Genomic DNA, 23,930 nt, shown 5'->3' on the forward strand with positions numbered 1-23,930 from the left:
TGTTTCCGTCGCAGAGCCTGGCTCCCTCGTCGAGCCCGGCTCCGTTACCGAGCCTGCCAGCTCCCCCGCGCCGCCGAATGAGCCTCATGGCTCCCCCTGACGGCCACACGGCCCACCACGGGGCCATCCGACCCATCGATCCAGGGCTCTCCGTCCCCACGACACCTCTCACCCGCGGTGACACAGTGGAAGTGAGACAGAGAGGCGGGATGCCGATGCACGCCCATGTCGGCGACCAACTGATTGTCGAGAGCCCTACCACCGGTGCCGCCAAACGGGACGGTGAGATCGTCGGGCTCCACCATGACGACGGGACACCTCCCTACGACGTCCGGTGGTCGGACACCGACCAAGTCACCCTTGTGTTCCCCGGCCCGGACGCACACATTCACCCCACCGGGCACGAACCGGAAGGCCGTGGGCCGAAAGGGCGGCGGGAGACGACCGGGGACCGCATCTCCACCGCTACACACGGCAGCGCTCGTTCGCTTTCCGACGCGGTGGTCATGGCGCTGGTGGAGGACGCCACGGCCGCCCCGTCGATGCACAACGCCCAGCCCTGGCGGTTCCAGTACTTCCGGCGGAGGCGTGTCTTCTATCTGCGGGCCGATCTCCGAGGCGCTCTGCCGCACACCGACCCCGAACTCCGCGCCCTGCACATCGGCTGTGGCGCCGCCCTGATGAACCTGCGGGTCGCGGTGGCCCACGAGGGCTGGGAGGCGCAGACCCGGCCGCTGCCCGACCCCGGCGACCCCATGCTGCTGGCGTCGGTGACCCTGACCGGTCCGCTCGGTGACGAGGCCGATCCGGCCGACTTGTACCCGGCCGTGCACACCCGGCACACCAGCCGGTTTCCCTTCGCCGAGACCGAGATCCCCGCGTCCGTACGGACCTCCCTCGTCGACGCCGCACACCGGGAGCACGTCGCGCTGTCCTTCGCCTCCGGCTGGCATCTGCAGTCCATCGTGGACCTGGCGCTGGAGGCCGAGGCCCGCAACCTCACCGACGCCGGCGCCGCCGCGGACCTGGCCCGCTTCACCCGCGCCACGGACGACACCCGGCCGGCCACCGAAGGCGTTCCGGAGTACGCCTTCGGGCCCCGCCGCCGGATCGGCAAGGCTCCCATGCGTGACTTCGCGGGCGGCAAGACCGTCCCCGGCCGCCCGACCGCCGACTTCGAGACCTTCCCCCACCTGGCGTTGCTGTCCACCTCGCGCGACCGCCCGGTGGACTGGCTGCGCACCGGCCAGGCGGTGGAGCGGGTGCTGTTGCGCGCCACCCTGGCGGGACTGTCCGCCTCGTTCGTCACCCAGGCCCTCGAATGGCAGGATCTGCGGTGGCCACTGCGCGACCCCACGTCGGGCATGGCCTATGTGCAGATGATGCTACGGCTGGGGTACGGCCCTCCGGGCACGCGGACCCCCAGGCGGCCGGCCCGCGACGTGCTGGACATCGAGCCGTAGCTCCGGCCGCGCCCGTTCTGGAGGAATCGTCCTCAGGGCGTGCGCTCTGCCTCGTCCCGTCCGACGCCCCAGAAGTGGCATCCACGTCCACGGCCCCCTCCTCGATGTCCTGGTCCGGACGGAGGAAGACCTTCAGCAGATCGCCCCGGCTGACGATTCCCCGCAGCTTGCCCTCGCCGTCGACCACGGCAAGCCGTTTGACCCCTCTGACGGCCATGATCCGGGCCGCCTCGGCCGGCGTGCCGTCCGGATGCACGGTCACCGCCGGGGGCCAGCAGATCCGCCTCGGAGACGACGCCGATGACACGCCCCTCGCCCTCGCTGTTCAGCAGATCCGGGGCAGTTGCTCGCCGAGCGGCAGATCCACGATCCGGGTTCCGCCCAGTCCGGTACGGGCCACGACCATGCCGGAGTGTTCGGCCACGCACGCGCCGATCACGGCCGCCTCACGTCCCAGCGGATGCGCGCGCATCGCGTCCAGGACCGCCTCCGCGTGCTCCCTGGGCACGAAGGCCACCAGGCGGCCCTCGTTGGCCACGTACATCGGGTCCAGGCCGAGGAGGGCACAGGCGGTGGCGACCGCTTCCGGGACGGGCACCGCCCCCTCGTCCAGGACGACACCGGTGTCGGAGGCTGCGGCGATCTCGTTGAGAGCGGCGGCCAGGCCGCCTCTCGTGGGGTCGCGCAGGACATGGATCTCGGGCGTGACGGCGAGCATCGCCCGGACGAGTCCGGCCAGGGGCCCGGTGTCACTGACCACCTCGGTGCCGAACGTCAGCCCTTCGCGGACGCTGAGGATGGCGATGCCGTGCTGTCCGATCGGCCCGCTGACGATCACCACGTCACCGGGCCGCGCTCGCTGCGGACGGATGTCCACCCCCTCGGGGATCAGCCCGATCCCCGCCGTGTTCACGTACACACCGTCGCCATGCCCGGAGTCAACCACCTTGGTGTCGCCGGTGACCACGGTGACGCCCGCCTCTCGGGCGGCCGCCCCGAGCGCCTGGGCGACCCGGCCGACGGTGCTCAGCTCCGTACCCTCCTCCAGGATGAACGCGCAGGACAGGTACGCGGGAACGGCTCCGCTCATGGCCAGGTCATTGACGGTGCCGTTGACCGCCAGATCTCCGATGCTCCCGCCAGGGAAGAACAGCGGGCGGACGACGTAGGAGTCGGTCGAGAACGCCAGCCGGGTACCGCCGAGTGTGACGGCGGCCGAGTCGGTGAGCCCTCCCAGCGTCTCGCCACCGTAGGCCGGGAGGAACAGGTGCCGAGTCAGCTCCGCGGAAAGCGCTCCGCCACCACCGTGGCCCATCACCACCACCGGGTGGTCGCGCAGCGGCATCGGACAGGACCAGCCGGTGGTGCTCGTGGTGCTGTCAGTCAACGGAAGCCGTCTCCTCCGTGCGGGGCGTGGCCAGACGCCGGTACAGGTAGTAGGCGGCGCACGCGCCCTCGCTGGAGACCATGGTCGCGCCGAGCGGTGTGCGCGGAGTACAGGCGGTGCCGAAGGCCGCGCACTCGTGGGGCTTGATCAGCCCCTGGAGCACCTCTCCACTGCGGCACACCGCGGGCTCGTCGGTGGCCAGGCCGGTGACCTCGAACCGGTGCTCGGCGTCGTGGTCGCGGTAGGCGTCCGCCAGCCGCCAGCCGCTGTCCGGAATGGTGCCGATGCCGCGCCAGGCGCGGTCGGTGGTGGTGAACACCTCTCTCAGCGCACTCAGGGCGACCGGGTTACCCTGCGGGCGCACGGCGCGCGGGTAGGCGTTCTCGACACGGTGTTCCCCTCGCTCGAGTTGGCGGACCGCCCGGCGAATGCCTTCCAGAATGTCCAGCGGCTCGAATCCGGTGACCACGATGGGCACCTTGTAGGCGTCGGCGAGGGCGGGGTACTCCAAGGTGCCCATCACGCTGCACACGTGTCCGGCGGCGAGGAACGCCTGGACGCGGCAGTCCGGCGATCGCATGATCGCCTCGATGGCCGGTGGCACCCGGACGTGTGAGACCAGCAGGCTGAAGTTCCGAACCTCGAGCCGTTTGGCCTGGTGGGCCGCCATGGCGATGGCGGGCGCGGTGGTCTCGAAGCCGACGCCGAAGAACACCACCTCCTGGTCCGGGGCGCGCTGGGCGATTCGCAGCGCGTCCATGGGTGAGTAGACGACTCGGACGTCACCGCCGTCGCTCTTGACGCGGAACAGATCGCGGTCGCTTCCCGGCACCCGGAGCATGTCGCCGAACGAGCAGAAGACCACGCCCGGTCGGGACGCGATCTCCAGCGCCTTGTCGATCATCTCCAGCGGAGTGACACAGACCGGACAGCCCGGCCCGTGGATCAACTCAAGTTTCTCGGGCAGCAGTTGGTCGATGCCGTGCCGGATGATCGAGTGGGTCTGACCGCCGCAGACCTCCATCATCGCCCATGGCCGGGTGACCGTCCGGGCGATGTCGTCCAGGAGCCGTCGGGCCAGGCCGGGGTCCTGGAATTCGTCGATGTACTTCACCGGTTCTCCTCCTCGGATACCCTTTCCGCCTCGGCCGCCGCACGGGCCCAGGCATCGCCGAACTCTTCGTCCAGCGCACCGATCCGCTCGAAGAGCCGAAGGGTGGCCAGGGCGGACTCCTCGTCGAGCCGCTGGATCGCGAAGCCGACGTGAACGATCGCGTACTCACCGACCTCGATCTCCGGCAGATAGGCGAGGCAGACGTCCTTGACCACCCCGCCGAAGTCGACCCGCGCCATCGGCGTACCGTCCCGTTCCTCGATGCCGACCACGCGGCCGGGTACCGCCAGGCACATGTGCTCCTCCTCGATTGCTCAGGTGTCGGCGACACGGGCGGCGACGACCGCCTGCCCCAGGGCCAGGCCGCCGTCGCCGGGCGGCACCACCGTGTGCGCGAGAACGGTGAATCCGTCCTCGGCCAGCCCGGCGGTGCACATCCCGTCCAGGAGGGCGTTGGCGAACACCCCGCCGGTGAGGACGACCGTCCGCACGCCCGTGCTCCGATGTGCCCTCCGGCAGGCCGTGCGGACCGCACCGGCGACCGCCAGATGGAAGCGGGCGGCGATCAGCGGGACCCCCGCACCCGCGCGGAGATCGGCCACGATCGCCGCCAACATCGGGGCGGGATCCTCGAGCGCGAAGGCATAGCCGTCCCGCACCTCGTCGGCGGTCACGGCCGCGGCCTCCAGCTCCACGGCGGCCTGAGCCTCGTACCCCGCCCGGTGACAGACGCCCACCAGCGAGGACACGGCGTCGAACAACCGTCCTATGCTGGATGTCGGCACACACCCGATGCCACGTGCCAACTGGACCTGCAGCAGGCGAAGTTCATCCGGTGGGCAGGCGGCGGTGCACGGCAGGTCGGGCGACCAGGCGAGGCGGGCCGCGCGCAGATGGGCCAGTGCCATCCGATACGGATGGCGCACCGCCGCGTCACCGCCCGGCAGGGGTACGTACGCCAGATGCGCCAGGCGGCGGTAACCCGCGTAGTCGGCCAGCAGCACCTCGCCGCCCCATACGGCGCCGTCGTCGCCGTAGCCGGTGCCGTCGAAGGCGACACCGAGCACCGGTTCATCCAGTCCGTGCTCCGCCATCGCGGAAGCGATGTGGGCGTGGTGGTGCTGCACCTGGGTCAGCGGCCGACCGTCCCGCCGGGCCCATCGCGCGGACCGGTAGCCGGGGTGGCGGTCGGCGGCGATACGGACCGGTTCGACTCGGGTGAGCGCCCGCAGATGGCTCTCGGCACGCTCGAAAGCGTGCTGGGCGGCCAGGCTGTCCAAGTCCCCGATGTGGGCGGACAGCCAGGCGGCGTCGCCCTCCGCCAGGCACAGGGTGTTCTTCAGGTCCCCGCCGACCGCGAGGACCGGACGGACGGCCACCGGAAGACGAACGCACGCCGAGGTGAAGCCGCGCGAGCGGCGGATCGGCAGTGGCGAACCGTCCGCACGGGCCCGGATCACCGAGTCATCACAGGCCACCACGATGGGCCGGTCGTGCCAGAGCCAGGCGTCGGCCAGCCGGTCCAGGCGGAGCATCGCCTCCCGGTCGTCGGTCACCAGCGGCTCGCCGGAGAGGTTTCCGCTGGTCACCACCAGGACGCCGGGACTGGGTGGGTCGTCCGGGAGGCCGAACAGGAGCCGGTGCAACGGGGTGTAGGGCAGCAGCACCCCGATGTCCGGGCTCCCCGGACACACCTGTGGCGCGAGCGGAGTCGGGGACCGGCGGCGCAACAGCACGATGGGTCGGGACCGCCCCACCAGGAGGCGGCACTCCGCCGGGCCGAGGTAGCCGAGCCGGGCGGCGGTGTCGGGGTCGGGGGTCATCACGGCGAACGGCTTGTCGCCACGGGCCTTGCGGCGTCGCAGTTCGCCCACGGCCCTGGGGTCGGTGGCGTCGCAGACCAGGTGATAGCCGCCGAGGCCCTTGATCGCCAGGATCGCCCCGGCCGCCAGCATCCGCCGGGCCTCGGCCAACGCGGCCCCGTCTTCCCGTCGTACGGCGCCGGTGAGCCTCAGACGTGGCCCGCAGGCCCAGCAGGCGATGGGCTGGGCGTGGAACCGCCGGCCGGACGGGTCCGTGTACTCCGCCGCGCACTCCGGGCACATGGGGAACGCCGCCATGGTGGTCGTGGACCGGTCGTAGGGCATGGTGGTGGTGATGGTGAAGCGTGGACCGCAGTCGGTGCAGGTGATGAACGGGTGCCGGTGGCGGCGGTTGGCCGGATCGGTCAGCTCGGTGAGGCAGGCGTCGCAGGTGGCGGCGTCGGGCGGGACCAGGGTGCGGCCGTGGCCTGTCGTGGAGGGCACGATCGCGAAACCGGTGCCACCGGTCGGGCACAGCTCGGAGGTGGCCACCGAGACGATGTCCGCCAGCGGGGGTGCGTCCACCGTCAGCCGGTGGCAGAAGGCGGCCACCGCGTCGGTGCCGCCCTCGATCTCGATCCGCACCCCGGCTGGTCCGTTGGCCACCTGCCCGGACAGGTCCAGTTCGATGGCCAAGGCATGGACGAAGGGCCGGAAGCCGACTCCCTGTACCACTCCACCGACCGCCACCAGGCGGCGGACCGGCCGTTGCGAGCCGTTGGTGTCCGGCTCCGCCGCGGCTGTGCCGGACACCAATGGCTGTTCCATGGACACGGCACTTCCGTCCCGGAGTGGTCATGAGCCCGCACGAGGTTCCGGCCGTGGTACGAAGGCCGTCCGACTAGGGCGTTCGTCATGTTAGGTACGGGTGCGGCCACGGTGGGAGAACACACCCGCGCGGCGGCCCGACGTGCCCCGAACGGCCCAGGTGGCGCACCACGTTGCCACGCCAGGCGGACTATGCCCTTCCCCGGCCGTCGGTCAGGGCGCTCGCGTGCCGAAGCCGGTGGTGCGCCTCGTCGATGGCCTCGGCCACGTGACGGATCAACTCGGGGAGCGCGTCGGCCACCGCGGTGCTGAGCCCGCGGCCGAGGCCGAAGTCCTCCCCTTCCACCGCGTGCACCGTGAGCTCCTCGGGCATCCGGTCGAGCGCCGCGGCCAGGGCGAAGGTCTCACCGAGCCCGAGGGCGTGGGTACTGGCGGAGCGCGCGGCGCATCGCGCGGCCCGCTCCGCCGTCAGGGTGTGCAGTCGCCCCGGCTGCCCGGGGTGGGCGTGCACCACTTCGACCACGACAACGGCGTCCTGACGGTGCCAGAGGCCGAGCATCCTCCCGGGCTCGCCGTCGCTGTCGGTCAGCACCGTGCCCTCGGGCACTCGGCCACGCAGGGCCTCGATGACGGCCGGGCCCGCTCCATCGTCCCGGCGGAACGGATTGCCCACGCCGATGACCACGACCCGGCCCGTCATCCACGCTCCACCGTCAGGTCCAGAAAGTGCGCGGAGCAGGAGATGCACGGGTCGTGGTTGCGGACGCCCCGCTCGCACAGTGCGGTCAGCTCCTCGTCGCCGGGCGGCTCACCCGGCCCGTCCAGGCGGGACTGCACCTGGCGACGGAGGTCGTACTCGATGGCGGCCTGGTTCTGCGCGGTGGGCGGCACGATACGGGCGAGGGTGATGGTGCCGTCGGCGTCCATGGCGTAGCGGTGGTAGAGCAGCCCGCGCGGCGCCTCGGTGGCCGCGCAACCGGTCGCCAGGCGCGGTGGCACCGCGACGTACGGCCGGGAGGGCGGCTCGTAGGCGTCGATGATCCGCAGCGCCTCGGCCACGGCGTGGGCCACCTCGACGGCGCGGACGATGATGCTCCGGAACGGATTGCGGCACACCGCGCCGGTGGCCGGATCGCCCAGCCCCGCCCCCCGCGCGGCGTCGAGGGCCGAGGGGTGGAGCCACCGCCCGCTGACCGCGTACCGGGCCAGCGAACCGGTCAGGTAGTGGTGACCGTCCAGCTCCGACACCAGGGCGGTCGAGTGGCGGACCTGCCGTTCCACCACATGGCGCTCGAACTCCTCCACCGGAAGAGTTCGTACGGGGGCAGGGCCGTCCGAGCCCGCCCCCGCGGCCATGACGGCCGGAGTTCCGGAGTCGATGGCGTACCGGCCGGGGTCGCGCATCGCCAGCAGCGGGCCGTCGTACGTGGCGTCGGGGAAGTCGAAGCCGGCCACCCAGCGCACGGTCTCCAGCGCGTCGTCATGGGCCCGGCGCAGCCGCTCGGCCAGCGGGGCGAGTTCGGCCGGGGCGGGTACGCGGTAGAAGCCGCCGACGCGGACGTTGATCGGGTGGATGGCGCGGCCACCGAGTTGCTCCATGACGGCGTTGCCCGCTTGTTTGATCCGCAGGCCGCGTTCCACCGCCGCGCGATGCTCTCGGGCGAGCTCGACCGCGCTGGGATGGCCGAGGAAGTCGGGGGCGTGCAGCAGGTGGATGTGCAGGGACTGGCTCTCGATCCATTCGCCGTAGTAGAGCAGCCGCCGCAGTTGCGCGAGCGGTCCGTCGACCGTCACCCCGCAGGCACTCTCGATGGCCTGACATGCGGTCGTGTGGTACGCCACCGGGCAGATTCCGCAGATCCGTGAGGTGATGTCGGGTGGCTCGCCATGGCCGCGGCCGATGAGGAAAGCCTCGAAGAAGCGCGGCGGCTCGTAGATCCGCAGTCGCAGCTCGGCGACCGTCCCGGCGCGCACGGCCAGGTGGAGTGCCGCTTCCCCCTCCACTCGGGCGAGTGCGTCCAGACGCAGCACACGGGATCCGCGGTGGCTCATCGAGGCTCTTCCTCCGCCGGGGGCTCGTGGGCCTCCCGGGCCGCGAGCTCGGGTACGGGGCCGTATTCGGGCGAGGCGGCGTTGAAGGTGCGGAAGACGCGCACGATGTCCCGCTCGGTCATACCGTCGTGCCGCAGCTCTCGCACCATGGCCTCCAGGTTGGGGTGAGCCATCGGCCCGAAGCAGCCGTAGCACCCACGCCCGTAGGCGGGACAGAGCGCACCGCACCCCGCATGGGTGACTGGCCCCAGGCACGGGATGCCCTGGGCGACGGTGATACAGGTCGTGCCGCGCCGCTTGCACTGGAAGCAGACGCTGTGGCTGGAGATGTTCGGCTTTCGCTCGGCCAGAAAGGCCGTGATCACTTCCAGTAGCTGGCCGCGGTCGATCGGGCAGCCGCGCAACTCGAAGTCGACCGGTACATGCGCCGAGATGGGGGTGGAGGTGTCCAGGGTCGCGATGTACTCAGGACTGGCGTAGACCGCGGCGCGGAATTCCTCGACGTCCGCGAAGTTGCGCAAGGCCTGAATGCCGCCCGCGGTGGCGCAGGCCCCGATGGTGACCAGTCGACGGGAGATCCGCCGGATGTGGTGGACACGCCGGACGTCCTCGTCGGTGGTGATGGACCCGTCCACCAGGGAGAGGTCGTACGGTCCGGAACCCGCGAGGGTGGCGGGCTCCCGGGAGTCCTCCGCACTGGACATCTCGAGGAAGTGCGTGATGCGCACCCGGTCGGTGAGCGGGAGCAGTTCGTCCTCGCAGTCGAGCAGGGTCAGCTGGCAGCCGTCGCACGAGGCGAACTTCCACACGGCGAGGGAGGGGCGGCGGTCGGGTTCCATGTCACAGCTCCCTGACGGCGAGCAGGGGCCGGGCGCGGTCACAGCCGACCACCGGACCGTCCCGGCACAGCAGCAGCGGCCCGAGCTGGCAGTGACCGCAGTGGCCGGTGCCGCAGCGCATGTTCCGTTCCAGTGACACCTGGGCCCGGCGCGCGGGCAACCCGCGGGCGAGCAGCGCCCCGGCGGTGTGCCGGATCATCACCTCGGGGCCGCAGAGCAGCGCGGCGGTCCGATCGGGGCGCCAGCCGACCCGGTCCAGCAGGGCGGTGACCACGCCCACGCTGCCACGCCAGCCTGGGCCGGGCCGGTCGACGGTCACCTCCACCTGGGCCGAGGCACGCCGCCAGTGCTCCAGTTCCTCCCCATAGAGAAGATCCTCAGGGGTGCGGGCCCCGATCAGCACATGAAGGCGGCCGTAGTGCCCGGGGTGGTCGAGCACATGACGCACCACCGGGCGCAGCGGGGCGAGCCCGATGCCACCGGCGATCACCAGGACGTCCAACCCGGCTGCCGCGCCGAGATCCCAGCCTGTGCCATAGGGGCCCCGCAGGCCGATCGCGTCCCCCGCCCTGAGCCGGCACAGCGCACCGGTGACCGCGCCGATGGCGCGCACGGTGTGCACCAGACGGTGACCGTCACCAATCACGCTGACCGAGATCGGCACCTCACCGACACCGAAGGCGTACACCATGGCGAACCGGCCCGGCGAGAACTCCGGCAGCGCCCGCCCCACCGGTGCGACCTCCAGCGACACACAGTCCGCGGTCTCCGCCGAAACGGCGGTCACCCGGTACGGCAGGGGCACGGTGGTCACGGCGGGACGCTTCCGTGCGGCGTGTACAGGTCGAGCAACCGCAACCGGGTGGCCTGGAGCCGGTCGGCGATCAGTGCCGCGCACCGCAGCATCAGCTCGTACCCGAGCTCCGTATCGGCCATGCACAGCTCACGCACCTCAGCTGCGGGAAATTCCCAGGTCCGCACGGGGCCCAGGGCCCGGGCGCCCAGATGCCAGCGATACGGCGGGAAGATCCATGACCATCCGAGCTGCTGCCGCGGCCCGAGGGTTTCCACCACCTGGGCCCGACGGCCGGGAACGTACACATCCAGGGCGACCTCGCCGGAACGGATCAGCCAGAACCGGTCGGCGACACCGCCCTCGTCGAACAGGGTGCTGCCGGCCCGGAAGTCCCGCTCGTCGGCGAGCGTGAACAGCCGGTCGCGCTGGACCTGCGGAAGGGTGTCCAGCAACAGGGGCCACCCGGTCATCGTGGCTCGTCCTCCGTACGCCGAGTCCAGTCGTGCAGGGCCGCGGCCTCCTCGGTGATGTCGATGGCGACCGGACACCAGACGATGCACCGACCGCATCCCACACACCCCGACGACCCGAACTGGTCGTACCAGGTGCCCAGTTTGTGGGTGAGCCACTGCCGGTAGCGGCTGCGCGGCGAGGCGCGTACGGGACCGCCCGGCAGATAGGAGAAGTCCAGGTCGAAGCAGACGTCCCAGACCCGCCAGCGCTCCGCGTGGTCCCCGGTCAGGTCGGTGACGTCCTCGGTGGTGGTACAGAAGCAGGTGGGGCACACCATGGTGCAGTTGCCGCAGGTCAGGCACCGGGAGGCGACGTCGTCCCAGCGGGGTGCCTCCAGCGTTTCCGCCATCAGCCGCCGCATATCGGTGTCCGGCATCGTGCGGCCCATCCGCTCTGCGGCGGACGCGACGGCGCCAGCGGCGGCCCGGCAGACGGCCTCCGGGGCCGGTTCGCCGGGCAGCTCCGCCAGGATCTCGGCCCCCTCCGGGCTGCCGGCGCGGATCCAGAACCGGTGTCCCTCGTCGTCGACCAGTTCGGTCAGCACCAGGTCGTACCCGGGCCCGGCGGCGGGACCGGTGCCCATCGAGACGCAGAAGCAGGTGCCCCCGGGCTCGGTGCACTCGACCGCCACCAGAAACGCCCCGGACCTCCTGCCCCGATAGACCGGGTCGGAGTGCGGCCCGGCGGTGAGAATCCGGTCCTGGACGGCGATGGCCCGCAGATCGCAGGAGCGGACGCCGAGGAAGGCGAAGCGAGGAGGAGTGGTGTCGTCCGCCTCGATGACCAGCTCTCCGCCCGCGCGTTCGGCCGTCCACTGACGGACCCGGGCGGGGTGCAGAAACGTCTTCCACGACTGCGGACCGGCCGCGTTGGCGAAGGCCGCGCCATCCGTACGCGACCGCAGCCGGTACTGCCCGGCTTCGAGGTCCACACCCCATCCGTACGGCAGCTGAGCAGCGGATTCCAGCTCTTCCAGCACGATGGCACGGTCCCGGACCGTGGGGCCGATCACCGTGTACCCGCGCGCCCGCAACACATCGACCAGAGCGGCCAATCCGTCCGTGCCGATCACGGCTCCCTCGGCCGAAGGAAGCGTCGACGCACTCACCACAGTCCACCTCGGTCATCGCCGAACAACAAGGCCCATGTGTGCACACATCCCGCCCTGAGTGCGGGAATTCCGGCCCCGACACGGCCGTGATCGGCCAAATGCGCGGGGCGCCACCACCGTGTGGGCGTATCGACGACACCTCACCGCCGCCCGGAGCACGTCACGCGTCGTCCTGGTCCTCCTCCAAGGCATCGCGGATGTCGTCCGCCTGGGGGGCGTTGGGGGGCCAGGCGGCCACCAGGCGTTCGAGGAGGGGGCGATGCGTGTCGAGGTGGGCGGTGAGGACAACGGCGCAGGCCATCTGGAGCTCGAGTTCCGGGAGGTCGGTCAGCCGTACCGCGAGTTCGGCGGCCTGGTCGGACTCCGCCGAGGCCAGCGCCCTTGCGCACGCCACGCGGACTCGCAGTGGGCGGTCCTCGTCCAGGGCCATCGCGCCGAGCTGGGCGACAAGTTCTCGGTCCTCAGGGACATCGCAGGCGTAGAGGCACTGCCCGGCTGCGGACACGGCGCCATCGTCGACGACGTCGCCGTTCACGGCGCGCAGCGCGGCGGTGATCAGTGGAGCGTCCGCAGCCTCGGCGTGGTTCTGGATCGCCCACAGCGCGCTGGCCCGGTCCTGCCCTCGCACTTCCGGCAGCGGCGTCCCGCGCAGCACCCACCGGGCGCGGTCCAGAACCTCCGCGGCGTACTCGTCCAGTGGGTTGCCAAAGCCCCATCGGGCTTGCCGGTCCTCATAGTGGAAGTACTCCAGCGCCGCGCACACCGCGTCCCGCCGCCCAGAACGCAGCAGGTTGAGGAAGGCGGCGCACGGGTCCGGGTTCTGGTCCGCCGGCTTGAGCAGTTCGTCCCGCTCGGCCGTCACCGCAAGGTCGTCGAAGCTGTGCCGTTCCCAGTACCCGAGCGTCATGGCGGGAGCCTAGTAAAGACGCCTGGAGTCATTCCGTTAGGGGTTCTGAGCCTTTCCTTCCGTTCAGGGGTGCCACATGTTGGGCCTTGCTGGAGCCCTTGGGGGTAGGGAAGAGGACGTCGATCCGGTCGGCGACGAGGCCAGCCGCGGGCCGTCCGTTGTCGGGCGGCGCCGAGCGGGAGTCGTGGTAGCACACGGCACCCGTGGAGGCGGTCTGGGGACCCGGGCCCGGTACGGCACCGCGCTCGTCGGGCTACCAGCGCCGCAGCAGCCGGTGCATCGCCTCCGCGGACTCGGTCATGGCGGCCAGCGAGCAGGATTCATCGGTGACATGGGCCTGATCCGGGTCGCCCGGTCCGTACACCACCACCGCCGGATCGCCGAGCCGGCCGGTCAGCACCGAGGCGTCGGTGAAGTAGGTCGCGTACTCGGCCGGGCGGGCCGAGGAGCCGGGGGCCAGGATTTCCCGCGCGGTGGCGGCGGCCGACGGGTCGGTGGCGACGCCGGGCAGGTCCAGCAGCGGTTCGAGGGCGATGCCGTCGCCGCAGAGCCGGGCGATCTCCGCGATCGCCTCGTCCCGTCCGAAGCCGGGAACGGTGCGCACGTCCAGCCGCATCTCGGCGCGGTCCGGCACCAGGTTGGGCTGCTCGCCCGCGTGGAACGTGCCGATGTTGACCGTGGCCGGGCCGTGGGTCGGGCTCACCGGCCAGTCACGGTGCCCGTGGATGCTGCTCGCCGCTGCGGCGAGCGCGGCGATCGCGTTGCGGCCCAGCTCCGGGCGGGAACCGTGCGCGGAGACCCCACGGGCCGTCGCGGCGAGCCACAGCACGCCCTTGTGGCCGAGGACGGTCCGGTTGCCGGTCGGCTCGGCCACGATGAGCAGGTCGGTGGGGGTGAGTGACGCCGCGTCGATCTCCTCGGCCCCATGGCAGCCGGTCTCCTCGCCGAAGGTGAAGATCAGCTGTACGGCGGTGTCCCGCCGGCTTTCCCGGGCGGCCCGGATCGCCGCCTCGACCTGGCAGGCCACGCCCGCTTTCATATCGCTGCTGCCGCGGCCGAGCAGCCGGCCGTCGCGCAGCTCCCCGCTCATCGGGTCGAACGACCAGCCCGACGGGTCGGCGGGCACGGTGTCCAGGTGTCCGGTGAAGGTGACCGGCACCCGTGGTACCGCGGGCCCGAACCGGGCGACGACGTTGGCCCGGCCGGGTATGGGCTCCTCGACCCGGACGTCGAACCCCGCGCCGTCCAACCGGTCCGCCACCAGTGCGGCGGCCGGTGCCTCCCGGCCGCCCCGGGTGTCGATCCGCACCAGCCGCCGCGCGAGGTCCGTCGCACCGCGCCAGGTGTCCGCGTCGTCCATCGGGGTCCTCCTGGGGTTGTGGTGAGTCGCCGTCATATGCGGTCCTGGGGCGCTTGGGCGGCCCGGGTGCTGTCGCGCACCACCAGGGTCGGCACGAGTGAGATACGCGCGTGCGGACCGCGCTCGGCGTCCTTGGCCAGGCTGGCCGCGGCCAGCAGCCGTACCGCCTCCGCGGCGATCCGGTCGCGGGGCTGATGGACCGTGGTCAGGGCCGGTTCGGCCAGCCGGGAGAACTCGATGTCGTCGTAGCCGGTCACCTGCACCTGCTGGGGCACCGCGAAACCGTGGGCCCGGCAGGCGCGGGTGGCCCCGAGCGCGATCAGGTCATCGGCGCATACGAGCGCGTCGGGGAGGCCGCCCTCCGCGATCAGCCGGGCCACGGCTGCCTCGCCCCACTCCACGCTGTAGTCCCCGAGCAGCACCTGGTCCGGCTTCACCTCGATGTTCAGCTCCTCGGCGCGCCGCCGGAACCCGGCGAACCGCTGCTCCGTGGAGGAGTGGGTCATCAGCGAGCCGATGAAGGCCGCCGATCGCGTCCCGCCGTCGTGGAGGTGGTCCATGACCTGCCGCATCGCGGCGACGTCGTCGACGCCGACCCAGTCGGTGGTGGTGCCGTCGACGAATCGGTCGAGCTGGACGAGCGGCAGCCGGTCCGCGGTCTGCTGCACGGCGGGCCGGCTGTCGACGCCGTGGCTCGGGCTGACGATGATGCCGTCGACGTTGCGCGCGGCGAGCGAGGCCAGCCGGCGCGCCTCGATCCGCGGGTCGGAGCGCGCGTCGCACAGGAACAGCTCCTTGCCCTCCTTCCCCAGGGCGTGTTCCACGCTCTCCACCAGCGAGGTGAAGAACGGGTTGGTGATGCTGGGCACGACCATCCCCACGGTGTCGGTACGACTGTTGCGCAGCGCCCTGGCGATGACATTGACCTGGTAGCCCAGGTCGTCGGCGGCGCGGCGGACCTTGCGCTCGACCGCGGCCGAGACCTGGCCCCGGCGGGAGAGCACCCGCGACACGGTGGCGGTGGAGACACCGGCCCGCTCGGCGACCTGAGCGATCGTGACCCGTTGCAATCGATTACCTTCCTGCCGGGAAACCTGGCGGCCACATGGCTCCAACACCGATGTGACCTGACGCGTTGAATCAGCATAGAGCCTTGACACGGCACCTGACCCCTGCCTACGGTCCTCCGCAACTCAGCTGTAATCGATTGCATTGAGGTGGCGCGATGACGACATCCGGGAGCACGAGCGGCCTTGGGGTGTTCCCTCCCCGGCCGAACGCGATCAAGGAGCTGTTCGGCACCCCGAAGGTCGTCATCGGCGTGGTGCACCTGCCGCCGCTGCCGGGCAGCCCGCATTACGAGGGCGCCCCGCTGGACGAGATCTGCGCCTTCGCGGTCGAGGAGGCGCGGGCCTATCTGGAGGGCGGCTGCCACGGGCTGATCGTGGAGAACCACTGGGACATCCCGTTCCTCAAGCCGGGCGAACACGGTTATGAGACATCCGCGGCGATGGCCGTGGTGACCGACCGGGTGCGGCACGCCGTGCTGGAGGGGGCCGGCGGCAGGCTCGGGGTCAGCGTGCTGTCCAACGCCGCCGAGTGCTCCATCGCCTCCGCCTGGTCCGGCGGCGGCGGATTCGTACGGGTCAACCAGTGGGCCAATGCCTATGTCGCCAACGAAGGCATCATCGAGGGCCAGTCGGCACACGCCAGCCGCTATCGCAGCCGGATCGGCGCCGGCCCGGTCAAGGTCTTCGCCGATGTGCACGTCAAGCACGGTTCGCACGCCATCGTCGCCGACCGCACACTGGCCGAACAGACTGAGGACGCCGAGTTCTTCGGCGCCGATGTGCTGATCGCCACCGGCTCCCGGACCGGGGACGCCGCCTCGCTGGAGGAGGTCGAGGGCATCTCCGCCCACACCACCCTGCCGGTGGTGATCGGCTCCGGTATCACCGCGGGCAACATCGGCGGTCTGCTGCCCGCCTGCGACGGGGTGATCGTCGCGTCCTCGGTGAAGGACAACGGCCGCTGGTGGGGCCGGGTCGACCGGGCCAAGGTCCGCGAGCTGACCACCGCGGCGGCCAAGGCCGGAGTGGTGCTCCCGTGATCGTCTTCTGTGGGTACGCCAACATCGACCTGACCGTCGGTGTGCCGGCGCTGCCCGCTCCCGGTGACCGCGTGCAGGCGACCGCCATCCGCCACGGCCACGGCGGGATGGCCGCCAACGCCTCGGCGGCCGCGGCCCGGGCGGGGGCCGACGCGTGGTTCGCCGGTGTGGTCGGACCGGAGCCGCGGAGCACGGCGTTCCTCGCCGCGCTCGCCGCCGACGGGGTCCGCACCGACTGGACCGCCCGCACCGGCACCCTCACCACCGCCGTCGTACTGCTCACCCCGGACGGCGAACGCGCCGTCATCAGCCAGGACGACGAGCTGGACGCCCGGCACATCACCCGTACGGCACGGGCCGCGCGCGAGGCCGGGGCGGACTGGCTCTGCCTCGACGGCTACCGCTTCCCCGGGGCCGCCGCCGCGCTGGCCGAGGCCACCGCCGACGCCCCGCCCGGGACGCCCGGACCGGGCCTGGTGGTGGACCTCGACGGCTGCGACCGGGCGGAGACGATGCGCACCGCGCTGTCCGCGGCCGATCACGCCGTCGTCGGCCGCCCGCTGGCCGTCGCGCTGCTGGGCGGAGAACCGGCCCTGGTCCGGGCCGCCGCCGACCATGACGTCCATCTGGTCGTGACCGACGGTTCGCGCGGCTGGACCCTGCTGACCCCGGCCGGTGAACGCCACGACGGTCCGGCGATCGAGGTCGACACGGTCGACGCCACCGGGGCCGGAGACTGCTTCACCGGCGCGTACTGCGCCGAACTGGACCGGGGCCGGTCCCCGCTGGAGGCGGCGCGCTTCGCCGCCGTCGCCGCCGGTCTGTCCTGTACCCGGCCCGGCGCCCGTGACGGGCTGCCCGACCGGCGGGCCATCGACGCCTGGCTCGCGGCCCATCCCACCCCCGGACCCCCGGAGCCGACCCGCACCCAGTAGGACAAGGAGAGCAGATGCGCCAGAAAGTGACGGCCGTGGTCGCGCTGGGCCTGCTGCTGACGACCGTCGGCTGCGACACCCAGGCCCGCCGCGAGATGGCGGCCGAGAAGAAGACCACCGAGCAGGGCCCGCCGCCGCCCGCGGAGGTCGCCCGCTCCTGTACCGTCCGCGGCCACGCTCCGAAGATCGGTATCGTGCCCATCAACCTCCAGGCGCTGTTCTTCAACCAGATCAACACCGGCGCCCGGACCGTGGCCCACAAGGCCGGGGTGAAGACCCAGATCGTCAATGGCAACGACGACTCCGCCACCCAGGCCAACGCCATCGACGACCTGGTGGCCAACCACTACGACGCCATCATCGTGGACGCGGTCGACACCGAGGGCATCAAGCCCGCCATCCGCCGGGCCAAGGCGGCGGGCGTGCCGGTCGTCGCCGTGGACGCCACCGTCGACGACCCCGCGGTCTCCGCCCAGGTCGGCGTCGGCAACGCGGAAGGCGGCCGGCGGATCGGCGAGGCCCTGCTGAAGACGGCCGGCAACCGCGGTGGGATCGGCGTCGTCGGCGCGCTCAACAGCACCATCCAGAACGAGCGGCAGAAAGGATTCACCAACACCGTCACCGCCAAGGGCATGAAGATCCAGAACGTGGTCGACGGCCGCAACATCCAGGAGAACGCCCAGACCGCCGCCGAGAACCTGCTCACCCGCGACCCCGGCCTGAAGTACGCCTACGCCACCGGCGAACCCGCCCTGATCGGCCTGGCCGCCGCCGTGGTCAGCCAGCACCGCACCAAGGACCTCAAGGTCGTCGGATGGGACCTGTCCAGCCAGGCCGTCGACGGGCTGCGGGCCGGCTGGATCACCGGGGTGCTGCAGCAGAACACCTTCCGGTTCGGCTACGAGGCCATGAATTCCGCGATCGACCTGGCCTGCGGCCGCACCACCCGCCGGCAGGTGCCCGTTCCCACCCAGCTGGTGACCCCGGACAACGTCAAGAACTACCTCTACTACCTGGAGAAGTGATGGGCGAGAGCGCGCTGGTCTCCCTGCGAGGAATCACCAAATCGTTCGGCGCCGTCCGCTCGCTGCGCGGCGTCGACCTGACCCTGGCCCCGGGCGAGGTGCTCGGCCTGGTCGGCGACAACGGCGCCGGGAAGTCGACCCTGATGAAGGTCCTGGCCGGTGCGGTCCAGCACGACAGCGGGCAGATCTCCATCGACGGCCGCGACGTCCGCTTCACCAGCCCCGCCGACGCGCGCCGCGAGCGGGTCGGCATCGTCTACCAGGACCTCGCTCTGTGCGACACCCTCGACGTGGCCAGCAATCTGTTCCTCGGCCGTGAACCGCGCAGAGGCCCCTTCATCGACCGCGCCACGATGCACGCCCGAGCAGCCGAAACCCTCTCCGAACTGCACGTCCGGGTGAAATCCACCTACCAGGAGATCGGCGAACTGTCCGGAGGGCAGCGGCAGGCCGTGGCGATCGCCCGTGCGGTGTCGTTCCGGCCGCGCGTGCTGATCCTGGACGAACCCACCGCCGCGCTCGCCGTCGCCGAGGTCCGGCAGGTGCTGAAGATGATCCGCGACGTCGCCGCCCAGGGCGTCGGCGTCATCCTGATCACCCACCGGCTGCAGGACCTGTTCGAGGTCTGCGACCGGATCACCGTGATGTACGAGGGACGCAGCGTCGAGGACGCCCCGATCTCCGATCTGGACATCGAACGGCTCGTCGCCATGATCACCCGATCCGGCGCCACGAACGGCGGGCCCGGCACCGAGGAGGTGGCCTGAAATGAGCGCCGACACCGCGATGCGCACCACCGCCGTACTGGGCCGGCCCCCGGGCCGCTGGCAGCGCGCCAACAAGGCCACCCTGGCCATGCTCGGCGTGGGCGTCGCGCTCTTCCTCGGCTTCGGCATCGCCGCCCCCAACTTCCTGACCTTCACCAACCTGGCCAACCTGGCCACCCAGGTGGCGATCACCCTGATCGTGGCGGTCGCCATGACCTTCGTGATCAGCACCGGGCAGATCGACCTGTCCGTGGGATCGATCCTCGCGTTCACCGCCACCTGCTCCGCCGAGATGCTGCAGGCCGGCTGGGACTCCTCCGTGGTGATCGTCGTGGCGCTGCTCGCCGGGCTCTTCTGGGGCGCCGTCAACGGATGGCTGTCGGCCTATCAGAAGATCCCCCCGTTCATCGTCACCCTCGCCACCATGTCGGTCGTCCGCGGCCTGGCACAGCTGTGGACCAAGGGGTTCTCCGTCCCCATCGACGCCCGGCTCTTCGTCGCCAAGCTCGGCGACGCCGCCTTCCTCGGACTGTCCGCACTGGCCTGGATCGCCCTGGCCACGGTCGCCGTCGGAGCGGTCCTGCTGTCGAAGCTGCCGTTCGGCTCCTACGTCAACGGCATCGGCTCCCAGGAGGAGTCGGTACGACGAGCGGGGGTGAACACCGCCCGGATCAAGATGATCACCCTGATGCTGACCGGTGTGGCCGCCGGTATCGCCGGACTGCTCACCGCGGCCAGGCTCGGCTCCGGCTCCGCCAACTCCGGGCAGGGCTTCGAACTCACCGTGATCGCCGCGGTCGTGCTCGGTGGCACCAATCTGTTCGGCGGCCGGGGCACCGTACTCGGCACCGTCATCGGCGCCCTCATCACCGGAGTCATCGCCAACGGCCTCAACCTGCTCGGCGTGAGCCCGTTCCTCACCCCCATCGTCACCGGACTGGTGCTGCTCGCCGCGATCTGGCTCAACCTGCGCGGCCGGGCGATGGCCGATCTGTTCGCCCATCTGACGGGCCGCTCATGAGCGGCCCCTCCCCCCGCACCGTGACCACGGTGACCGGGCCCGTGCCCAGCACCGGGCTCGGCCTCACCCTCACCCATGAGCATCTGCGGAACGACGTCCGCAAGGCCGTCACCACCCCGGCCGACCCCCGGCTCGGTCATCTGCGCGACGCCCGCACCACACCCGGACTGGCCTGGCTGCTGCGCGAGCAGCCCTACGCCTGCCTCGACCACTGTGTGCTCGACGACACCGAAGGGATGCTGGCCGACCTGCGCGCGTTCGCCGCCGGCGGGGGCGGCACCATCGTCGACGTCACCCCGGGCGGACTGGGCCGCGACCCGGCGGCACTGCGCGCGTTCTCCGAGGACAGCGGCGTACGTGTGGTCATGGGCAGCGGCTGGTACCTGGAGCCCTACCATCCCCGGCCACTGTCATCGGCGGACGAGCGCGGCCTCGCCGTCGCGTTGCTGGCCGAGTTCACCGAGGGAGCCGACGGCACCGGGATCCGGCCGGGCGTCATCGGCGAGATCGGGGTCTCCCCGCGGTTCACCGAGGGCGAGCACACCGCGCTGCGCGCCGCCGCGCGCACCCAGCGCGAGACCGGTGTCCCGCTCTACATCCATCTGCCCGGCTGGCAGCGCCGCGCCCACGAGGTTCTCGACCTGGTGCTGGAAGAGTACGGGGTGGCACCGGCCGCCGTGGTGCTGTGCCATATGGACCCCTCGCACGCCGACCCGGACTATCAGCGGTCGGTGGCCGACCGCGGCGTCTGGCTCGAATTCGACATGATCAGCATGCCGTTCCACTACCCCGGCGAGGGGCAGTCCCCGGCACCCCACGAAACCGCGCACGCGATCGCCGGGCTCATCGCCCGCGGACACGGCGACCGACTGCTGCTCAGCCACGACGTGTTCCTCAAGAGCATGCTCACCGCCTACGGCGGCAACGGCTTCCGCTACGTACCCGAGCTGTTCCTCCCCCGTCTCGTCGAGCACGGCGTGCCGCGGCGGACCGCCGCGGGCCTGCTGCACATCAATCCGGCCCGGCTGTTCGAGCTCGCCGCCGCGTCCTGACGCCCTGACGCCCTGACCACCGTCCCGGCGCTTCGCCCCATCCCCGTATCCCCGTATCCCCGTTAAGGAGCACCCTGTGAGCCGCGTCCTGATAGCCGGTGAGAGCTGGATCTCCCAGTCCACACACATCAAGGGGGTCGACTCGTTCACCACCAGTGCCTATGTGACCGGCGTCGAGCCGTTGCGCCGGGCGCTGGAGGGCCGCGGGCACGAGGTCACGCACCTGCCCGCGCATCTGGTACCCGCGCAGTTCCCGGGCGATGCCGAGGCGCTCGCCCGCTACGACGTCGTCATCCTCTCCGACATCGGGGCGAACTCCCTCCAGCTCTCCCCCGAGGTGTTCGAACGGGGCACACCGGGAGCGGACCGGATCGACGCACTGCGCGGATGGGTCGGTGACGGCGGCGGGCTGCTGATGGTCGGCGGCTATCTCTCCTTCACCGGTTTCGAGGGCAAGGCCGCCTACCGCAACACCGCGCTGCACGAGGTGCTACCGGTCGAGCTGCTGCCCGAGGACGACCGCGTCGAACTGCCCGCGGGTGGCCGCCCGTCGGCCGTCGGTACCGGCCATCCCGCCCTCGGCGGGGTGACCGGCGAATGGCCGCCGCTGCTCGGCTACAACCGCGTCCGGCCACGTCCGGGCGCCGAGGTCCTGGCCACCCTGGGCGGCGACCCCCTGGTGGCGGTGGCCGAGTACGGCGCGGGACGCTCGGCGGTCTTCACCTCCGACTGCTCCCCGCACTGGGCACCCGCGGCCTTCTGCGAGCAGTGGGACGGCTACGCCCGGGTCTTCGGCGGCCTCGTCGAATGGCTCACCCGATGAGCCGGTCCGAGCGGCTCCTGAAGGCCGCCACCCCGCTCATGGAACAGGCGCTGCGCATGCGCTTCGTCACCGAGGTCACGGCCGGCACGATCAGCGACGCCGACTACGCCGACTACCTGGAGATCGAGGCCGCGTTCGTGGAGACGGCCACCCGGCTGCACGGACTGGCCGTATGGGGCGCCCCCGACCGGACGGCGCTGGAGCGCAACGCCCGTGCGGTCCACGCGCTGACCACCACCCAGGCGGACTACTTCCGCGAAGCCCGCGCCGCCTGGCCCGTCCCCGCCCGGCCGGACGCCGCCCGGCGGGCCGAGGTGCTGTCGCGGTACGCGCTCGACGTGGCACGGGAAGGCGGCTACCCGGCGGTGATGACCATGCTGTTCGCCGCGGAGACCCTCTACCTCACCTGGTGCACCCGGGCACACGAGCGCGGCGCCGTCCCCGACGGCGCGATGAGCGCCTGGGTGGCGCTCCACGCCGACCAGGCGTTCCGGGACGGGGTACGGGCACTCGCGGCGGAGGTCGACGCCCTGCCGGACGACATCCCCCAGGAGCGGCTGACCCGCTGGTTCACCGGCATGCTGGAGGCGGAAATCGCCTTCCACGACGCGGTGTTCGGGTGACCGGGCCCCGGCGGGGGCCGATCAGTCGTTCGTGGTCTCCTCGTGCAGCCGCTGGGTAAGGTCGTCGGCCCAGTCCCGAGCCCAGGCTCGCAAGGTGGCCGTGTCCGCCTCGGTGAGACCGTAAGCGATGAATTCCTCGTCCTCGTACCACCCCGCACCCGCCAGACGCGCCTGGAGATCCTCGAGACAGAACTCGTCGCGGGCGTGGCGGCGGCCGAGTCGCTCCAAGTCCACGGTGGTGTGGAGGCGGGAAGCGGGCGTGGACGTCGATCACGTCCCGCACGGCGCCGCGGTCGGCCAGCGCGCGCACCTTCGTGCCGATGACGTCGTCCAGGGCAAGGACGGGACCGTACTCGGTCGCTGTGGGTGGGCGCCAGAACGCCTCTTTGAGGATGACGACCTCGCACTGCTCACCGCTGGCGGGATCCGTGACCACGAGGCGGCCGGAGAGCGGGTCCACACCCACCTCCCTCACCTGCCAGCCGCGCTCGGCCAGCCCGGCGATGAGGGAGCGGGTGATCTCCGCCATGGGTGCGGGGTTCTCCGTGGCCACGTCGAGGTCCTGGCTGAGCCGGTCGACCAGGCCGTGCGCCTGGACCGCGTACCCACCGGTGATGACCAGGGGGTAGGGGGGTGCCGATGGCCAGGACGTCGGAGAGGAGCCTACGGTGGGGATCGCTCAGGTTCACGCCGCGGCTCCCGAGCGGGCCGAAGCCAGTTCGGGGAAGGCCTCCTCCCACACGTCACGGATGGCCCGGCTGATCAGCGTGCGCAGGACGGGCCACTGGCCGACGAGGAGATCCCGGTTCAGCAGGGCGATCAGGTCATCGTGCTGCCCTTCGGCGAGCACCGTGCGGTACATGCTCATCCTCGACCGTGGTCGGTCCAGGTCGAACCGCGTCAGTCCCGACCACGCCACATGCAGCGGCAACTGGACGGAGCCGTGGGTCGGCCCGGCCGGCCGGCCGAGCGCGTCGGGGAGCCTTCGCGCGTAGCGCTGCCGCAACACCTCGGCAGCGGGCGGGGACGGCTCAGCGGCAGGCATAGCGGACATGCGACCAGTATGAATGACACAGGCCGTCCCGGGCCTCACACCCGGCGAGGACGCCCATCGGTTCTTCTTCCGCCCGGGAGGACCTTGCCCACCCCCGAGACTTTCGAGCTCGCCGCGGGCCACCGTGAACGGTTGGGGTGCGGCCGTTCCACCCGTTCGTGGGCGGCGAAGACCCAGCGGGCCGATCCGCTCCAACAGCAGGTGGCCTCGGCACCCCGGACAACGTCCGCCGGCTCAACCGCATCCGGCCGCTCCGCCTGGTCACCGGCACCGCCGCCCCACACCCCGGTGGGGGGGGGGGGCTGCTCGCGCCCGAGCGCCGACCCGCACAGAGATGAAAGGAGCACG

Annotated in this window: 23 protein-coding genes and 2 pseudogenes; 9 read left to right on the forward strand and 16 right to left on the reverse strand. The window is 71.6% G+C overall.

Annotated features, from left to right (window positions below; translation table 11 throughout):
- The first annotated feature begins 209 nt into the window (after positions 1-209).
- The gene (locus ACFXB5_RS19965; RefSeq protein ID WP_385209529.1) at positions 210-1,463 is read left to right on the forward strand and encodes an Acg family FMN-binding oxidoreductase; all 1,254 of its coding nucleotides are present in this window, start codon (positions 210-212) and stop codon (positions 1,461-1,463) included.
- Positions 1,464-1,560: 97 nt separating this feature from the next.
- Here the strand turns inward: ACFXB5_RS19965 and ACFXB5_RS19970 are convergent.
- The 14 genes and pseudogenes from ACFXB5_RS19970 to ACFXB5_RS20035 form a co-directional block, all read right to left on the reverse strand.
- A pseudogene (locus ACFXB5_RS19970) lies at positions 1,561-1,783 on the reverse strand (HPP family protein); the annotation flags it as partial.
- A gap of 5 nt (positions 1,784-1,788) precedes the next feature.
- Positions 1,789-2,808, reverse strand: coding sequence for a hydrogenase expression/formation protein HypE (gene hypE, locus ACFXB5_RS19975; protein WP_385209592.1), 1,020 nt, complete (start codon positions 2,806-2,808; stop codon positions 1,789-1,791).
- A 34-nt stretch (positions 2,809-2,842) separates the two neighbouring features.
- Positions 2,843-3,964 (reverse strand): hydrogenase formation protein HypD, encoded by a 1,122-nt coding sequence (hypD, locus tag ACFXB5_RS19980; protein WP_385209532.1) that lies wholly within the window; start codon positions 3,962-3,964, stop codon positions 2,843-2,845.
- The gene (locus ACFXB5_RS19985) at positions 3,961-4,260 is read right to left on the reverse strand and encodes a HypC/HybG/HupF family hydrogenase formation chaperone (protein WP_385209535.1); all 300 of its coding nucleotides are present in this window, start codon (positions 4,258-4,260) and stop codon (positions 3,961-3,963) included. The genes hypD and ACFXB5_RS19985 overlap by 4 nt, the downstream gene beginning before the upstream one ends.
- 18 nt (positions 4,261-4,278) lie before the next feature.
- Positions 4,279-6,594, reverse strand: coding sequence for a carbamoyltransferase HypF (gene hypF / locus ACFXB5_RS19990; RefSeq protein WP_385209538.1), 2,316 nt, complete (start codon positions 6,592-6,594; stop codon positions 4,279-4,281).
- A 190-nt stretch (positions 6,595-6,784) separates the two neighbouring features.
- Positions 6,785-7,294, reverse strand: a complete 510-nt coding sequence (locus ACFXB5_RS19995; protein ID WP_385209540.1) for a hydrogenase maturation protease — start codon at positions 7,292-7,294, stop codon at positions 6,785-6,787.
- Positions 7,291-8,646, reverse strand: a complete 1,356-nt coding sequence (locus ACFXB5_RS20000; protein ID WP_385209543.1) for a Ni/Fe hydrogenase subunit alpha — start codon at positions 8,644-8,646, stop codon at positions 7,291-7,293. Before ACFXB5_RS20000 ends, ACFXB5_RS19995 begins: the two co-directional genes overlap by 4 nt.
- Positions 8,643-9,485, reverse strand: a complete 843-nt coding sequence (locus tag ACFXB5_RS20005) for an oxidoreductase (protein ID WP_201846412.1) — start codon at positions 9,483-9,485, stop codon at positions 8,643-8,645. Before ACFXB5_RS20005 ends, ACFXB5_RS20000 begins: the two co-directional genes overlap by 4 nt.
- 1 nt (position 9,486) lies before the next feature.
- The gene (locus tag ACFXB5_RS20010; protein WP_385209545.1) at positions 9,487-10,299 is read right to left on the reverse strand and encodes an FAD/NAD(P)-binding protein; all 813 of its coding nucleotides are present in this window, start codon (positions 10,297-10,299) and stop codon (positions 9,487-9,489) included.
- Positions 10,296-10,751 carry a cyclic nucleotide-binding domain-containing protein gene (locus ACFXB5_RS20015; RefSeq protein WP_385209547.1) on the reverse strand — a complete coding sequence of 152 codons (456 nt, stop codon included), beginning with the start codon at positions 10,749-10,751 and terminating at the stop codon, positions 10,296-10,298. Before ACFXB5_RS20015 ends, ACFXB5_RS20010 begins: the two co-directional genes overlap by 4 nt.
- Positions 10,748-11,905: a 4Fe-4S dicluster domain-containing protein gene (locus tag ACFXB5_RS20020; protein WP_385209550.1), complete on the reverse strand. Its 1,158-nt coding sequence runs from the start codon at positions 11,903-11,905 to the stop codon at positions 10,748-10,750. Before ACFXB5_RS20020 ends, ACFXB5_RS20015 begins: the two co-directional genes overlap by 4 nt.
- Before the next feature lie 160 nt (positions 11,906-12,065).
- Positions 12,066-12,812: a hypothetical protein gene (locus tag ACFXB5_RS20025; protein ID WP_385209553.1), complete on the reverse strand. Its 747-nt coding sequence runs from the start codon at positions 12,810-12,812 to the stop codon at positions 12,066-12,068.
- Between the two features lie 253 nt (positions 12,813-13,065).
- Complete coding sequence (locus ACFXB5_RS20030) at positions 13,066-14,172, reverse strand: M20 family metallopeptidase (protein ID WP_385209555.1); 1,107 nt, start codon at positions 14,170-14,172, stop codon at positions 13,066-13,068.
- A gap of 32 nt (positions 14,173-14,204) precedes the next feature.
- On the reverse strand, positions 14,205-15,242 hold the full coding sequence (locus tag ACFXB5_RS20035) for a LacI family DNA-binding transcriptional regulator (RefSeq protein ID WP_385209558.1): 1,038 nt from the start codon (positions 15,240-15,242) through the stop codon (positions 14,205-14,207).
- 155 nt (positions 15,243-15,397) lie between these two features.
- Here ACFXB5_RS20035 and ACFXB5_RS20040 point away from each other — a divergent pair, with 155 nt between their 5' ends.
- The 8 genes from ACFXB5_RS20040 to ACFXB5_RS20075 all read left to right on the forward strand — a co-directional run bounded on the left by ACFXB5_RS20040 (position 15,398) and on the right by ACFXB5_RS20075 (position 22,528).
- On the forward strand, positions 15,398-16,282 hold the full coding sequence (locus ACFXB5_RS20040) for a BtpA/SgcQ family protein (RefSeq protein ID WP_351904564.1): 885 nt from the start codon (positions 15,398-15,400) through the stop codon (positions 16,280-16,282).
- A complete protein-coding gene (locus ACFXB5_RS20045; RefSeq protein WP_385209561.1) occupies positions 16,279-17,217 on the forward strand; it encodes a carbohydrate kinase family protein in 939 nt (312 codons plus the stop codon). Before ACFXB5_RS20040 ends, ACFXB5_RS20045 begins: the two co-directional genes overlap by 4 nt.
- A gap of 14 nt (positions 17,218-17,231) precedes the next feature.
- Complete coding sequence (locus ACFXB5_RS20050; RefSeq protein WP_201846427.1) at positions 17,232-18,242, forward strand: substrate-binding domain-containing protein; 1,011 nt, start codon at positions 17,232-17,234, stop codon at positions 18,240-18,242.
- Positions 18,242-19,009 carry an ATP-binding cassette domain-containing protein gene (locus tag ACFXB5_RS20055; protein ID WP_044566644.1) on the forward strand — a complete coding sequence of 256 codons (768 nt, stop codon included), beginning with the start codon at positions 18,242-18,244 and terminating at the stop codon, positions 19,007-19,009. Before ACFXB5_RS20050 ends, ACFXB5_RS20055 begins: the two co-directional genes overlap by 1 nt.
- A gap of 1 nt (position 19,010) precedes the next feature.
- Positions 19,011-20,030 (forward strand): ABC transporter permease, encoded by a 1,020-nt coding sequence (locus ACFXB5_RS20060; protein ID WP_385209564.1) that lies wholly within the window; start codon positions 19,011-19,013, stop codon positions 20,028-20,030.
- On the forward strand, positions 20,027-21,082 hold the full coding sequence (locus ACFXB5_RS20065; protein WP_385209567.1) for a phosphotriesterase: 1,056 nt from the start codon (positions 20,027-20,029) through the stop codon (positions 21,080-21,082). The genes ACFXB5_RS20060 and ACFXB5_RS20065 overlap by 4 nt, the downstream gene beginning before the upstream one ends.
- Positions 21,083-21,158: 76 nt before the next feature.
- Complete coding sequence (locus ACFXB5_RS20070) at positions 21,159-21,905, forward strand: glutamine amidotransferase (protein ID WP_385209569.1); 747 nt, start codon at positions 21,159-21,161, stop codon at positions 21,903-21,905.
- On the forward strand, positions 21,902-22,528 hold the full coding sequence (locus ACFXB5_RS20075; protein ID WP_385209572.1) for a TenA family protein: 627 nt from the start codon (positions 21,902-21,904) through the stop codon (positions 22,526-22,528). Before ACFXB5_RS20070 ends, ACFXB5_RS20075 begins: the two co-directional genes overlap by 4 nt.
- Positions 22,529-22,549: 21 nt before the next feature.
- Here ACFXB5_RS20075 and ACFXB5_RS20080 read toward each other — a convergent pair.
- Positions 22,550-23,217 (reverse strand): annotated as a pseudogene (locus tag ACFXB5_RS20080) (nucleotidyl transferase AbiEii/AbiGii toxin family protein).
- On the reverse strand, positions 23,214-23,573 hold the full coding sequence (locus ACFXB5_RS20085) for a hypothetical protein (RefSeq protein WP_385209594.1): 360 nt from the start codon (positions 23,571-23,573) through the stop codon (positions 23,214-23,216). The pseudogene ACFXB5_RS20080 and the gene ACFXB5_RS20085 overlap by 4 nt, the downstream one beginning before the upstream one ends.
- Positions 23,574-23,930: the final 357 nt, after the last annotated feature.

It is taken from the genome of Streptomyces sp. NPDC059455 (assembly GCF_042750115.1).
Taxonomy (GTDB): domain Bacteria; phylum Actinomycetota; class Actinomycetes; order Streptomycetales; family Streptomycetaceae; genus Streptomyces; species Streptomyces endocoffeicus.